Below are 14037 nucleotides of genomic sequence, written 5' to 3'. Positions count from 1 at the left end.
GCCGGAGCGCCGCTGACCGTCGTACAGCAGTACATCGAGCGGCAGCAGCGCCCCGCGGGCTGAGGCATACCGTGCCGACCCGTGCTCACGTGCGGGTCAGAGCGGGCTTGAGATGGCCTTCACCACCGCCCCCAAGGGCGGCGCACCGGCCAAGATCAAAGGTAGACGACACCCCATCCCACGGCGGCCAGGTCGTAGGCGAGCAGCGTCTCCTCGCCGCCGAAGAAGAGCAGCGGGTGGAAGCCGCCGGCATCGAGGAAGGCCTCCCGGCGGACCACGCTGGCGCAGCCGAGGAAGCCGAGCACCGGGCGGCCGGGCAGGTCGGGCTCCGACGGCAGGGGCGAGTCGGCGAGGACGGCGTTGAGGGGGTCGGCGGCGGCCTCGTCGCCGACCAGGGTGCGGGCGGCGAGCAGACCGAGCCGGGGGTGGCCGTCGAGCAGGTCGGCGGCGCGGCCGAGGCTGCCCGGCTCCCACCAGGAGTCGTCGTCGCTGAAGGCGACGTAGGGTGTGCGGGCGTGCCGCACGGCCAGATTGCGGCCGAGGGCACCGGTGTTGGCGGCGGGCCGCAGCAGCCGGGTGAGGGCCGGGTGCGTGCGCACGGCCCTGCGGGTGCCGTCGTCGCGGGAGTTGTCGACGACGATGACCGGTGGCCGCTCGGGCAGTGCGGCCAGCGCGTCGAGCGTGCGCAGCAGGCTGGCCGGCCGGTCGCGGGTGATGACGGCGACGGTGATCCGCGCATCGCCCGCGCCGACGGCCCCGTGGGTGAGGCCGGTGGCGGACTCAGTGGACATGCGCCGCCTCCGCTCCCGCCTGTCGCGCGCCGCCGCGGACCGGCCGGAGCAGGGTCAGGCAGGCGGCGGCGACCTCCTCGGAGCGGATGCGCAGCAGCCGGGCGTCGGGGGTGCGGCCGTGCGGATCGCCGGGTGGGCCGGGCTTCCACAGGGCCAGGTGGCGGGGGCTCGGGGGTGGACCCCACAGGCGCGGGGAGACGGGGCCGAACAGGGTGACGGAGGGGGTGCCGTGGGCGACCGCGAGATGGGCCAGGCCGGTGTCGCCGCTGAGTACCAGGGACGCCTCGGCCACCAGCGCGGACAGCTCCCGGTAGGGAAGGCCGCCGGCGAGCACGTCGCCGGCGCGCTGTCCGCCGCGCTCGGCGACCGAACGCACCAGGGCCTCCTCGCCGGGGCCGCCGGTGAGCACCACGTGGTGCCCGGCCGCGCGCAGGCACCGTACGACGGTGGCGAACCGCTCCCCCGGCCAGCGGCGCGCGCCGGAGGCCGCGCCGGGGTGCACGACGACGGCGCCCGGCGCCCGGGACCGGGTGCCGGGCCCGGGCAGCCGCAGATCCAGGGGGTCGGCCCGGATGCCGTAGGCGTGCAGGAAGGCGCACCAGCGGTCCCGTTCGTGTGCCCGGGCCTGCCACGGCGGGCCGTCCGGGCAGGCGTGGGCGAGCAGCCGGTGCGGGTGCACGGCGGCGAGGGCGTCGCGGCTCTCGGGGCCGTTGCCGTGCAGGTCGATCGCTAGGTCGGGCGGCGGGCCGGTCCAGTGCGTGAGGGAGGGCACCGCCCGTCCGGGGGCCTCGGCCGGGAACACGGCGTCGATCGCCCCGGTGGCGAGGGCCGGCTCGGTCAGGCCCGGGGGCTGGGCGAGCAGGATGCGGTGGCCGGGAAAGGCCCGGCGGATGCCCCGCAGCGCGGGGACACCGGCCAGCAGGTCACCGAGGCCCAGCGCGCGCAGCACCAGGACGGTCGGGTGGGGCGGGGTGTCGTTCACCGAGCGGGTTCCTCCCAGGGTGTCGCGAGCGGGGCCGGACGGTGGGCGGGTACCACGTCGTGGCCGGGGAAAGCGTGCCGGGTGGGTGCCGGGCCGGGTGGGCGGCGGGAGTCACCCGGGGCGGCCTGCGGTGGGGTGGGGGCCAGGGCGGCGCGGCGGGCCAGGCCTGTGGTGGAGCGGCCGTCGAGGTAGGGGAGCAGCAGGACCTGGCCGCCCCAGCTCTCCACCAGGGGCTGTTCGGGCAGTTCGGTGCGGGCGTAGTCGCCGCCCTTGGCCCAGATGTGCGGGCGGAGTTCGCCGAGGATGCGTTCGGGCGTGTCCTCGTCGAACACGGCGACCGCGTCGACACACTCCAGTGCGCGCAGCACCCGGACCCGGTCGGCCGCCGGCACCAGGGGGCGGCCGGCGCCCTTGCGGCGGCGCACGGAGTCGTCGGAGTTCACGCAGACGATCAGGCAGTCGCCGGCCCGGCGGGCGGCCTGGAGGAGGGCGACGTGGCCGGCGTGCAGCAGGTCGAAGCAGCCGCCCGCGGCGACGACGGTGCCGCCCGCGGTCCGGACCCGGGCGGCCAGGCGCACGGCGTCCCCGGTGATGTCGCCGTCCGCCGGGGCGGGCTCGGGCGTGTCCGGCCGCTCCTCGGTGGCGACCGCGCGGGCGCCACCCTCGGCGACGTAGCGGGTCGCGGCGTGCACGGCGGCCTGCACGGCGGCCTCGGTGAGCGCGCCGTCGGCGAGTTCGCCGGCCGCCGCCGCGGCGAACCGGTCGCCGGCGCCGCAGGCGTCGCCGGCCACGGCGGCCGGGGTCGGTACCAGCAGCGGGGTCTCGCCGTGGGAGAGCAGTGCGCCGCGCTCGCCGAGGGTCACGACGACGGCCTGCGCCTGCCAGGCCCGCACGAGGGTGCGGGCGTCCCGGGCGGCGGTGCGCAAGCCGGCCGCGTCGCCGGAACCGCCGGAGTCCAGGTGCCGGGCGAAGGCGCGGGCCTCCTGCGCGGAGGGCGTGGCGAGTCGGACGCCAGCGACCGGGGGCAGGCCGCGGACATGGGGGTCCCAGACCAGGGGGGCCGTCGCCCGGCCGAGGGCGTCGCGCAGGACGTCGGCCGTGCCCCGGCCGTAGTCGGCGACCAGGAGGCCGGCGGCACCGGTGACGGCGTCCTCGGCGGCCCCCGTCGCCGCGCGGGCGCGTCCGTCGCCGTCGTCCAGGCGGAGCAGCGGCCGGTCGCCGGCCATGACCCGGGTCTTGCTGCTCAGGGCGCCCTCCAGCGGCACCTCCACCAGCTCAACGCGGCCGGCCAGCAGGCCCCGCAGGGTGTCGCTGGCGCTGTCGTCGCCGAGCGCGGTGACCAGCGTGACCGGGCGGCCGTCGGCGGCGGCGAGGCAGGCGGCCAGGGCCGCGCCGCCGGGGCGGGAGCTGCGCCGGGTGCCGTGCACCACCGGCACGGGGGCGTCCGGGGCCAGGCGCTCGGCCCGGCCGCACAGGTCGTGGTCGAGCAGCGCGTCGCCCACGACGACCAGCGGTGTGCGCGTGCTCGTCATGCGTGTCCCTTCCGGTGGACGACGGGCCCGCCGGGCGTGGACCGGCCGACGGTACGGGCCCGGCCGATGTCGCCCGGCCTGCCGCCCACCGCCTCGCGGCCGGCCCGGTCGGCGTCCCCGCGTTCGACGGCCTGGTCGAAGGCCTCGCACAGCATGTGCACGGCCACCAGGTGGAGTTCCTGCACGGTGGCGGCCACCGGCGCGTCCACGCACAGCGCGTCGTCGGCGCCGAGCTGGAGCGGGTTGGGTGCCCGGCCGGTCAGCGCCCACACCGTGATGCCCAGATGGCGGGCGCGGTCGGCGGCGGTCAGCAGGTTGGCGCTCGCGCCGCTGGTGGACAGCAGCATGAGCACGTCGCCGGGGCGGCCGTGGGCGACGGTCTGCCGGGCGAAGATCTCCTGGACGCCGTAGTCGTTGGCGATCGCGGTCGTGGAGGAGGTGTCGGCGTGCAGGGCGACCGCGGAGAACGGCGGCCGGTCGTCGCGGTAGCGGCCGACGAGTTCGGCCGTCAGGTGCTGTGCCTGGGCGGCGCTGCCGCCGTTGCCCGCGACGAGCAGCCGGGCCCCGGCGCCCAGGCGGCGGGCGAGTTCGGTGCCCCACCGTTCGATGAGGGAGCCGTGGTCGCGGAAGGCGTCCAGGGCCTTGGCGAGGTCGTCGCAGTGCGTGGCGTCGCCGGCGGTCTTCATCGCATCACCCCCGAGAGCCAGGGGGCCGAGGCGACGGCGCCGTACACCCCCGCCACTCCGTCCGCCACCCGGTCCCAGGTGTAGTGGCTCAGCACCCGCTGCCGGCCCGCGGCTCCGTACCGGGCGAGCCGGTCGGGGTCGGCGAGGAGCCCGCGCACGACCGCACCGAGGCCGTAGTCGTCGTCGGCCGGGACCAGGACGCCCGTGGTGCCGTCCACGACCGTGTCGAGCTGGCCGCCGACCGCGGTGGCGACGACCGGCGTGGCGCAGGCCATGGCCTCCAGCGGGACGATGCCGAACGGCTCGTAGCGGGACAGGGACAGGACGAGGTCGGCGCCGGCCATCAGCCGGGGCATGCGGGCCCGGCCGACCCCGCCGAGCAGGGTGACGCGGTCGCCGACGCCGTACTCGCCGGCGACGGCGTAGAGGCGTCGGGCCTCGGGATCGGTGCCGAGCAGATCGGCCTCGGGACCGCCGGCGACGATCAGTTCGGCGTCGGGGATGTCGGCCAGGGCGCGGATGGCGCGGTCGAAGCCCTTGCGGGGGACCAGCCGGCCGACGGACAGCAGCCGCCTGCGCGCGCCGGCCGGGCGGGTGAGGGCGGCGGGCGCGAACTGGTCGGGATCGACCCCGCAGGGCACGACGCTGATCCGGTCCTCGTCCAGGCCCATGGCCTTCAGTTCGGCCACCTCGTCGCTGCAGGTGGCGATGATGCGGGCGCACTCGTGGCCGACGGCCTCCTCGATGGCCAGGCGCTGTGGCGGGCTGGTGTCGGCGGCTCCCTGGTAGCGCTTCTTCACCGTGCCCAGCGCGTGGTACGTCTGCACGACCGGGATGCCGAGCCCCCGGGCGCCGGACAGAGCGGCCAGGCCCGACATCCAGAAGTGGGAGTGCACCACGTCCGGTGGGCTCAGCGACCACTGCTGGGCCAGGAAGGTCCCGAACTCGACCATGTGGGGCAGCAGTTCGTCCTTGGGGACGGGTACGGGCGGTCCGGCGGGCACGTGCACCACCTGTACGCCGTCGATGAGGGTCACCCGATCCGGCAGGCCCGCCGAGTCCCGCCGGGTGTACACCGTGACCCGGTATCCCTTTCTGGCGAGCTGCCGGGCGACCTGGGCCACGTACACGTTCTGGCCGCCCGCGTCCGGTCCGCCGAGCGCGGCCAGCGGGCTGGCGTGCTCGGAGACCATGGCGATGCGTCCGGCCGTGTGCGGAATGCGGCTCATCGGGTGACCTCCTTGATCAGGCGCTCCCAGTCGTCCAGGAAGCGCCGCTCTCCGTAGCGGGCGTGTGCCGCGGCCCGGGCGGCCGCGCCGGTGCGGCGGGCGAGTTCGGGTTCGGCGAGGAAGGCCCGGACGGCGTCCTCCAGTACGTCGAGGCGGTTCGAGACCACCCCGGCGCCCTCGGGCACCGCCTCGCGCACCTCGGTGGTGTCGAGGGCGACCACCGGCATGCCCAGGAACATCGCCTCCAGCAGCGACAGCCCGAGCGAGGTCCAGCGCACCGGGTGCAGATAGAGCCGGCAACGGGCCATCTCGCGGTGGAGTTCGTGCTGGGGCAGGTCGCGGGTGCGGCAGCGTTCGGGCGGCAGGTCCAGGTGTTCGGCGAGTCCTTCGGTGCGCATGCCGAAGACGTCCAGCGGCGCGGACCGGGCGAACCGGGGCAGCAGGTCGGTGCCGGTCGTACGGCCCCTGCGCAGGGGCTCGTTGACCACGACGGCCGCGCGGCGTTCGGTGCCGGTCCAGCGGTGGCCGGGGTCGACGATGCCGTGCTCCACGACCTCGGTGGGGGCCTGGGCGCTGTCCCACATCAGCCGGTTGAAGTGGGTGACGTGGACGATCGGGATCGCCGACTGCCCAGCCAGCGGGTGGAGTTGACGCTCGGGGGACTCGTCGGGGCTGTTGTGCTCGACGTACACGGCGGGCACGTCCACGCCGGGCCGGCGGCCGGTCCAGCGCAGGGCGAGGTCGAGTTCGTGCGGCCGTTGCAGCACCATCAGGTCGATGTCGCAGTCCCACAGCTGCTTCGGGGTCCGCTCCTGGACGGTCTGCGGCCAGTCCCAGGTCACGGCCCGGCCCAGCCCGTCGGGTCCGCGGTCGTCGGTGACCGGGACGAGGTAGGTGTGCGGGCCCTGCACGAAGGCGGTGAGCCACGATCCGTGCACGTGCCAGACGAGGATGTTCATGTGTGCCGCTCCTGGATGAGCTTGTGCACCGCGCGCACCACGTCCTGACCGGTGACCTCGTCCAGACAAGGGTGTCCGGGCACGGGGCAGGTCAGCGCCCGGGTGTTCGCGCACGGCGCCGACTGGTCCCCGAGCAGGATGGTGGGGACGCCGTACGGGGCCCAGCGCTCGGCCGGGACCACGGGCGCGAAGAGGGACACGACCGGCGTGCCGACGGCGGCGGCGAGATGGGCGGGCCCGGTGTTGGCGCTGATGACGACGTCGGCCATGCGGAGGACCCCGGCGAGGGTGCGCGGGCTCGTCCGCCCGCCGAGATCGACGCCCGCGTCCCCGCTCACGCACCGGGTGAGCACCCGCTCGTGCGGGCCGCCGGTGACGACCACGCGGTGCCCGGCGTCGGCGAGCAGGGCCACCGCGTCCGCGCAGCGCCGTGGATGCCAGGCGCGGGCGGGGGCGCTGGCTCCGGGGTGCAGCACGACGTACGGGCCGTTGCCGGTCAGGCCGCTGGTGTCCGGGGGCGGCAGGACGCGCAGCCGGCCCTCGTCCCCGGGGGGCGGCCGGAAGCCCATGGCGGCGGCGGTGTCGAGGCCCGCCTCGACCTCGTGGCGGCCCGGCAGCCGGCGGTGACGTACGTCGAGCAGCCGCCCGGGGTGGTCGACGCTGTCGGCGCCGATCCGGCCGATGCCGGCCAGCCGCAGCAGCAGTGCGGTGGGCAGGGGGCTCTGGTGGAAGGAGGTGAGGACGAGCGCGGTGTCGAAGGCCCCGGCGCGCAGCCGGCCGAGCAGGGCGTCGATGTCCGGCACGCTCACATCGGGCGGGTCGAATCCCTCCCAGGGCGCCTCCCAGACCAGTACCTCGTCGACATCGGGCAGCAGGTGCGCGGCGTCGGCGCCGCGCGGACCGCACAGCATGGTGACGTGCGTGCTGTGGGCGGCGACGGCACGCACGGCCGGACCGGCGAGCAGCACATCACCGAAGCTGTCGAGCCGGACGACGAGGGCCTTCACCTCGACCGCCTCCTTCCGGGCGTCGGCCCCCCCGAGGTGCCCTCGCGGCACCCAGGCCGGCCGCCGGTCCGCCAGGAGATCCCCCTCGGAGGGCCACACCCGCCCCTGGTCCACCGCGTCCGGCTCGGAGGGCCACACCCGCCCCCGGACCACCGCGTCCGGCTCGGAGGGCCGCACCCGGCCCGGCACTGCGGGGTCCCGCCAGGACGGCCGCATCCCGGCCGGATCCCACGCGTCCGGCGCGGGCGACCACGGCCGATCACGGACCGCCTCCTGCCGGGACGGCCACGTCCCGGCCGCATCCCACGCGTCCGGCGCGGGCGACCACGCCCGATCACGGACCGCCTCCCGCCAGGACGGCCGCATCCCGGCCGGGCCCGGCATGTCCAGTGGGGACGAGCACCTTTGATCAGAGTTGGTCGCGTCCCCCGGCGGGGTCCGCTTCCCCGTCCCCCCGAGCGCCCTGCGGACCGCGGTGAGCGCGTCAGGGGCGGTCCGGTCGGCGAAACGTGCCACCTCCGCCGGCGCCGTGGCCTCGTTCGGTACGAGGATGCCGTGGGCGCCCGCCGCGCGGGCCGCCAGCACGTCCGCCGCGATGTCGCCGATCACCAGGCACGCGGCGGGCGGGACGCCGAGGCGCGCGGCGGCGTTGAGGATCAGGCCGGGGCGGGGCTTGCGGCAGGCGCAGCCGGCGTCCGGGGCGTGCGGGCAGAACACCCAGGTGTCCAGGCCGCCCAGCAGGGCGTCGGCGCGCTCGTTGACCCGGTGTACGTCGTCGGCGGTGAGCAGTCCGCGTCCGATGCCGGACTGGTTGCTGACCACCCCGGTGGCCAGGCCGTGGGAACGCGAGAGCGCGACGGCCGCCTCGGCTCCGGGCAGGAGCCGGACGCGGTCGGGGTCGCCGTTGTAGGGCACGTCCTCCACGAGGGTGCCGTCGCGGTCGAACAGGACGGCGGTGAAGGGGATCACCCGGCACCTCCCAGGGGTTCGGCGTGCCGGTGGCGGACGACTCCGCGCAGCCAGTGCCGGACAGCGAGGGGCGGGATGAGCACGCTGGTGCCGAGCATCCCAGCGATCTCGCGGGCAGTACGGGGGCCGGGCAGGATCCGGGCGAGGGCGAACTCGGCGGTACCGAGCGTCCACAGGGCCGCGCAGACGGCCGCGGCGCGCCGGCGGCCGGCCGACGCACAGGCGGCCGCGGCGAGAGCGGCACCGGTCACGGCCAGGTGGCGGGGCAGCCGGCCGCGCGGTGCCTGGGCGCGGTCCCACCAGTCGCGGCCGTGCAGGCGGTTCATCAACGCGTCGTCGGCGTTGCCGCGCTGCGCGGGCAGCGAGGCCCACCAGTGGGCCGGGCGGACCGGGTGGCAGGTCGTCCGACGGCCCCGCCGCAGCGTCCAGCCGGCCCGCTGCACCCGCAGGGCGAGGTCGGCGTCCTCGCGGAAGGCGCGTGGGAAGCGTTCGTCGAAGCCGCCCGTCCGGGCGAGCGCGTCGGTGCGGTAGGCCATGTCGGCGGTGGCCCAGGCGGCGTTCTCCAGGCCCTTGGTGCCTCGTTCCCAGTCGGTGGGCCGGCGGTCCAGGGGCAGGGGGACACGCAGCTGTCCCTGGATGCCGCCGACGTCCTCTCCCGCCTCGTGCAGGTCCTGGGCGAGCAGCCGGGACCAGTCCGGAAACACCTGGACGTCGTCGTCGAGGAAGACCGTCCAGGGGGTCGCGACGCTGCGCCAGCCGGCGTTGCGGGCGGCGGCCGGGCCCTTGCCGCCGGTGCGCAGGGTCCGTATTCGGTCCAGCAGGGGCCCGGCCGCCGCCAGCGGCAGGTCGCCGTCGCACTCGGGCCGGTCGTCCACCACGATCACCTCGTGCGGCGGGTGCCCTTCGGCCTCGGCGAGCGCGCGCAGGCACTCGGCGAGACAGGGGCGGCCGATCGTCGGGACGACGACGGTGTAGGCGGGCGCGCCGGTCATGCGAACGCCTTCCCGCGGCGTATCGCGAACGGTCCGAGCACCAGCAGGTCAACAGGGGCCGAGCCGAAGCACTCCAAGGCGTCCCTCGGGTCGTCGACCATGGGCCGACCGGCGGTGTTCAGGCTGGTGTTGACGACCACCGGCAGTCCGGTGCGCCGCTCGAATCCGTCGATCATCCGCGCGACGAGGGGCTCCTGGGCGCGGTCGACGGTCTGGATGCGGGCGGTGCCGTCGACGTGGACCACGGCCGGGATGCGGGTCTTCCAGTCGGCGGCCACCTCGTGCACGAAGAGCATGTGCGGGCTGGGCAGCGGTCCGTCGAAGATCCCGGCCGCGCGTTCCGCGAGCACCATGGGCGCGACCGGCCGGAACTCCTCGCGCCCCTTGACCGCGTTGAGCCGCTCCAGGTTCGCGGCGTTACCGGGGTGGGCCAGCAGTGAGCGGTGGCCGAGCGCGCGCGGCCCGTACTCGCTGCGGCCCTGGAACCAGGCCACGATCCCGTCGGCGGCCAGCGCCTCGGCGGCCGTCTCGGCGATGTCGGCGGGCTCCTCGTACGGTACGGCCGCCCGCTCCAGCCACTGCCGCAGCTCGGCGTCGCTCCAGCCGCGGCCGAGCGCCGCGGTCGGCATCGGCTCCAGGGTGTCCTTCTGGCCGGCCACATGCGCGGCCGCGCCGAGGGCCGTACCGGCGTCTCCGGCGGCGGGCTGCACCCACACGTGCCGGAAGCCGCTCTCCCGCCACAGCCGGGTGTTGGCGACGCAGTTCAGCGCGACACCGCCGGCCATGGTCAGCGCGTCCTCGCCGGTACGCTCACGCAGCCAACGGGCCAGGGCGAGCATGGCCTCCTCCAGGCAGAGCTGGGCGCTGGCCGCGAGGTCGGCGTGGTCCCGGCTCCAGGCTCCGCCGGCCGGGCGGGCCGGGACGAGATCGGACCAGGGGACCGGCCGGGCGCGGAAACCGCCCCGCTCGTCCGCCCGGACGTACTCCCGCAGGCGGTCGGCGAAGCGCGGGGTGCCGTAGGAGGCGAGCGCCATCACCTTGAACTCGTCGCTGCTGCGCAGGAATCCGAGGTGCTGGGTGAGGTCCTCGTAGAACAGGCCCAGGGAGTCGGGCAGTTGCTGGGTGCCGAGGACGGTCAGCTCGCGGTTGGTGTAGCGGCCGGCCAGATGGGAGCCGCACTCGCCGCGGCCGTCGAGGACGAGGACGGCGCAGTCCGGGTAGGGCGAGACCGGCCCGGCGGAGGCGGCGTGCGCCACGTGGTGGGGCACGAACCGCACCTTGGCCGGGTCGAGCCCCGGCAGGGCTTCGGCGAGGAAGTCGGGGGCCTGGCGGGCGTATTCCTGGCGCAGGTGGTCCCAGGGGTCGTCGAGGCCCATCCGCTCGGCGGGGCGGGCGAGCGAGGGATCGTAGGAGTAGGCGACGGCGTCCAGGTCGGACGGCGCGAGGCCGGCCTGTTCCAGGCACCAGCGCGCGGACAGCTCCGGCAGCTCCCACGCGGAGAAGGGAACGGGCCGCTTGCCGTGTTTGCGGCGCGAGAACCGCTCCTCCTCCGCCGCGGCCACGACCCTGCCGTCGGTGAGCAGGGCGGCCGCGGGGTCGTGGAAGAGTGCGTTGATACCGAGGACGTGCATGCGCTGTCTCCAGAACGCGGGCGGTCGGGGGTCAGGAGTGCGGGTCCGGATCCTCCTCGCGCCGTGGCGGTCGCGGGGGCTGCGCGGCGAAGTAGGCGATGGTCTGCTTCAGCCCCTCCTCCCAGGGGATCTGGGGCGACCAGCCGAGCAGTTCGCGGGCGAGGGCGGTGTCGGGGCGACGCCGTCCGGGGTCGTCGACGGGCCGGTCGACGAACGCGATCGGGGACCGGGAGCCGGTGAGGGCGACGACCCGGCGGGCCAGGTCGGCGACGGTGATCTCGTCGCTGCCGCCGATGTTCACCGGCCGCACGGACCTGCTCGCGGCCACCCGCAGCACGCCGTCGACGGTGTCGTCCACGTAGCACAGCGAGCGGGTCTGGCTGCCGTCGCCGGTCACGGTGACGGGCTCGCCGGCGAGGGCCTGGCAGATGAAGGTGGGCACCGCGCGCCCGTCGTGGGCCCGCATCCGCGGCCCGTAGGTGTTGAACAGCCGCACGATCCCGGCGTCGGTGCTCCTGGTGCCGGCGTGCGCGGTGACGAGTGCCTCGGCGAACCGCTTGGACTCGTCGTACACGCTGCGCGGCCCGACCGGGTTCACATTGCCCCAGTAGCCCTCGTGCTGCGGGTGCACCAGAGGATCGCCGTACACCTCGGAGGTGGACGCCAGCAGCAGCCGCGCCCCGTCGCGCTCGGCGATCGCGAGCGCGTTGCGGGTGCCGAGGCTGCCGACGTCCAGGGTCTCCAGGGGCAGGCGCAGATAGTCGGCCGGCGAGGCGGGGCAGGCGAAGTGCAGTACGAGGTCGTACGGCCCCGGCAGCAGCTCCACGCAATCGGGCGCGGAGACGTCGAGTTGGACGAACCGGAAACCGGGCCGGTCCGCGAAAGAGGCGACGTTCGCACGCCGCCCGCACGCGAGATTGTCGGCACAGTCGACTTCAACCCCCGAATCCAGCAGCCTTTCGCACAGATGGGAGCCGAGAAAGCCGGCGCCTCCGGTCACAAGGGCGCGCCGCCAGAAAAACGGTGTGTCACCAGTCATGGGGGCTGTTCCTTCGTCCACGTCGTCGCGCCCCGGGAACGCTCCTGGCTGGACGTTCGGCGCGTACCGCGTCGCCGGGCCCGAACATGTCGGCCCGCTGAGGAATGTGCTGGGGAAATGAGGACAGGGCTCGGTCCCACTGGTCCGGAGGACCGCCCTGTTCGGCCGCCGCTTGCTGGACGGCACTGGCACTGTGTTCCCCTGCCAGTTGGTTTCACACGTTGCATTCTTATTGTCGGGAAGCCCGGGTACTCGCGCGACTTCAACGACGTCAGAGCAGGTGGAGACGGCCGGCGGCAACGCCCGAAGAGAGCCGGAGACGGCCATGCACGACGAGGTCACCGCGGCGCTGCTGCGTGCTCTGCGGCAGCCCGGCCGGTCCCCCCGGGCGCGTGCTGCTGACCGGCTGGTTCAGCTTCCGGGAGGGGGAGGCGACGGCCGGGGACGTACTCGCCCAGCGGCACGCGTCGGCCGAGCTGAACCGGGCGGGCATCCGGCACGACACCGCGTGGAGCCCGGGCTTCCGTCCCGGCGAGCTGTCGCTGGAGACGGCCCGGCCGGAGGCGTACGACACGGTGCTCTTCGTGTGCGGCCCGGTGCACGGACCCCAAGTCACCGCGCTCCATGCCAGGTTCAGGACCTGTCGGCGACTCGCCGCCGGCGTCTCGGTCGTCGATCCGGCGGACCCCGCGGCCACCGGTTTCCACGAGATCATCGCCCGGGACGGAACCGCGGCCCCGGCCCGGCGTGACTTCGCGGCCACGGCCCCGGCGGGCCCGCTGCCGCCCGTGGCCGGGGTGGTGCTCTCCCACGGGCAGGGCGAGTACAGCGCCCGCCGCCGGCACGAGGAGGTCAACGCGCGGCTCACCGGCTGGCTGGCCGGCAAGGACTGCGCGCGTCTGTCGGCCGACACCCGCCTGGCCGCGGACGACTGGCGGCTGTGTGCCACGGCCGAGCAGTTCCTGGCGCTGGTCTCCCGCTGCGACCTCGTCGTCACCACCCGGCTGCACGGACTGGTGCCGGCGCTGCGCACCGGCACTCCGGTGATCGCCGTCGATCCGGTCGCGGGCGGCGCCAAGGTCGGCGCCCAGGCACGGGCGGTGGGCTGGCCGGCGCTGGTGGGCGCGGGGGCGCTGAGCGAGGAAGTGCTGGACCACTGGTGGCGGTGGGCACTGTCGGGCGCGGGCCGGCTGGCCGCGGCCCGGCACTCGGTGCGGTGATCCCGCGCGGATGCGCCGTGTAGCGCGGCGTGCGCGGGGCACTCGACGCGGCGACGGCAGGCCGCTCATGGGCCGCCGCGATGTCTCGCAGGAGGTGACGACATGGGTCACGGCGGAAACGTCATCCAGGAGCTGACGACCGATCACCGTGAGGTGGAGGAGATCTTCGGCCGTATCGAGGCGCTGCCGCCCGGTTCCAAGGACCGCAAGGACCTCGCCGACCAGGCGACGATCGAGCTGGTACGGCACTCGGTCGCGGAGGAGTCCTATCTGTACCCGGCGGTGCGCAAGCACATCACGGGCGGGGACGCCATCGCCGACAAGGAGATCGAGGACCACGCCAAGGCCGAGCGGATCATGAAGGACTTGGAGGGCCTGCAGGCGGACGACGCCCGGTTCGACACGCTCATGGCACAGCTGATGAGCGAGATCCGGTCCCATGTGATGGACGAGGAGCAGAACCTCTTCCCGAAGATGGAGGCCGCCTGCCCGGCGGACGCGCTGATGGACCTCGGCGACAAGGTGCGCCGCGCGAAGAAGATGGCTCCGACCCGTCCGCACCCCTCGGCACCGGACACTCCCCCGGCCAACAAGCTGCTGGCCCCGGGAGCGGGCCTGGTCGACAGGATGCGCGACGCGCTGTCGGGGCGGGGCAAGGAGAGCTGAGGGTGGGGCGGGGGCGGCTGGGTCGGGGCGAGGTCCGGTACGGCTACGCCCTGAGCCCGGGGAGCGTGGTCGGTTAACCGGGCGCCTGAGCCAGGGTGCCTGGCCGGTCGACCGGCCCGATCCGCCGGGCCCCGGCGCCGCGCCCAAGGGCCGAGGCGCCGGGGTTTTGGCACGCGCAGAGGCCGGACGCCGCTGCCCCCGCCCAAACGCCTGATCGGACCGAGGACGCCGCAACATGCGGTGACCGGACGCCCGCTCCCCGTGGCTCCTGGCTCCCAGCGCCAAAAGGCGAGTACCGTGCCGGCTGGTCGTGCGTGGAGCGTCCCGACGCGCA

General features: G+C 75.5%; 11 protein-coding genes and 2 pseudogenes. 2 read left to right on the top strand and 11 right to left on the bottom strand.

All coding sequences use genetic code 11. The features are described from left to right. Positions 1 to 161: 161 nt before the first annotated feature. The 11 genes and pseudogenes from ACIBJF_RS43205 to ACIBJF_RS43155 all read right to left on the bottom strand — a co-directional run. Positions 162 to 791, bottom strand: a pseudogene (locus tag ACIBJF_RS43205) (glycosyltransferase family 2 protein); the annotation flags it as partial. Beyond that, positions 781 to 1773: a glycosyltransferase family 9 protein gene (locus tag ACIBJF_RS43200; RefSeq protein ID WP_399182573.1), complete on the bottom strand. Its 993-nt coding sequence runs from the start codon at positions 1771 to 1773 to the stop codon at positions 781 to 783. The pseudogene ACIBJF_RS43205 and the gene ACIBJF_RS43200, both read right to left, overlap by 11 nt. Further along, the gene (locus ACIBJF_RS43195) at positions 1770 to 3305 is read right to left on the bottom strand and encodes a PfkB family carbohydrate kinase (protein ID WP_399182571.1); all 1536 of its coding nucleotides are present in this window, start codon (positions 3303 to 3305) and stop codon (positions 1770 to 1772) included. Before ACIBJF_RS43195 ends, ACIBJF_RS43200 begins: the two co-directional genes overlap by 4 nt. After that, a complete protein-coding gene (locus ACIBJF_RS43190; protein ID WP_399182570.1) occupies positions 3302 to 3991 on the bottom strand; it encodes an SIS domain-containing protein in 690 nt (229 codons plus the stop codon). The genes ACIBJF_RS43195 and ACIBJF_RS43190 overlap by 4 nt, the downstream gene beginning before the upstream one ends. Next, the gene (locus tag ACIBJF_RS43185; RefSeq protein WP_399182568.1) at positions 3988 to 5220 is read right to left on the bottom strand and encodes a glycosyltransferase; all 1233 of its coding nucleotides are present in this window, start codon (positions 5218 to 5220) and stop codon (positions 3988 to 3990) included. The genes ACIBJF_RS43190 and ACIBJF_RS43185 overlap by 4 nt, the downstream gene beginning before the upstream one ends. Continuing rightward, a complete protein-coding gene (locus ACIBJF_RS43180) occupies positions 5217 to 6179 on the bottom strand; it encodes a glycosyltransferase (RefSeq protein ID WP_399182567.1) in 963 nt (320 codons plus the stop codon). Before ACIBJF_RS43180 ends, ACIBJF_RS43185 begins: the two co-directional genes overlap by 4 nt. Beyond that, a complete protein-coding gene (locus ACIBJF_RS43175) occupies positions 6176 to 7186 on the bottom strand; it encodes a glycosyltransferase family 9 protein (RefSeq protein ID WP_399182575.1) in 1011 nt (336 codons plus the stop codon). Before ACIBJF_RS43175 ends, ACIBJF_RS43180 begins: the two co-directional genes overlap by 4 nt. A 555-nt stretch (positions 7187 to 7741) precedes the next feature. Beyond that, a pseudogene (locus ACIBJF_RS43170) lies at positions 7742 to 8101 on the bottom strand (HAD-IIIA family hydrolase); the annotation flags it as partial. A 50-nt stretch (positions 8102 to 8151) separates the two neighbouring features. Next, positions 8152 to 9147, bottom strand: coding sequence for a glycosyltransferase family 2 protein (locus ACIBJF_RS43165; protein WP_399182565.1), 996 nt, complete (start codon positions 9145 to 9147; stop codon positions 8152 to 8154). Then, complete coding sequence (locus ACIBJF_RS43160; RefSeq protein WP_399182562.1) at positions 9144 to 10778, bottom strand: carbamoyltransferase; 1635 nt, start codon at positions 10776 to 10778, stop codon at positions 9144 to 9146. Before ACIBJF_RS43160 ends, ACIBJF_RS43165 begins: the two co-directional genes overlap by 4 nt. 31 nt (positions 10779 to 10809) lie before the next feature. Next, positions 10810 to 11817 (bottom strand): NAD-dependent epimerase/dehydratase family protein, encoded by a 1008-nt coding sequence (locus ACIBJF_RS43155; protein ID WP_399182561.1) that lies wholly within the window; start codon positions 11815 to 11817, stop codon positions 10810 to 10812. 392 nt (positions 11818 to 12209) lie between these two features. Between ACIBJF_RS43155 and ACIBJF_RS43150 the strand changes: the two genes are divergently transcribed. Both ACIBJF_RS43150 and ACIBJF_RS43145 read left to right on the top strand, forming a co-directional pair. After that, on the top strand, positions 12210 to 13037 hold the full coding sequence (locus ACIBJF_RS43150; RefSeq protein ID WP_399182559.1) for a polysaccharide pyruvyl transferase family protein: 828 nt from the start codon (positions 12210 to 12212) through the stop codon (positions 13035 to 13037). A gap of 102 nt (positions 13038 to 13139) precedes the next feature. Beyond that, on the top strand, positions 13140 to 13703 hold the full coding sequence (locus tag ACIBJF_RS43145; RefSeq protein ID WP_399182558.1) for a hemerythrin domain-containing protein: 564 nt from the start codon (positions 13140 to 13142) through the stop codon (positions 13701 to 13703). The last annotated feature ends 334 nt before the right edge of the window (positions 13704 to 14037 follow it).

Source organism: Streptomyces sp. NPDC050743 (assembly GCF_044456925.1).
Classification (GTDB): Bacteria; Actinomycetota; Actinomycetes; order Streptomycetales; family Streptomycetaceae; genus Streptomyces.
The sequence above is the reverse complement of the archived record's forward strand: the minus strand, read 5'-3'. Positions and strand labels throughout refer to the sequence as shown.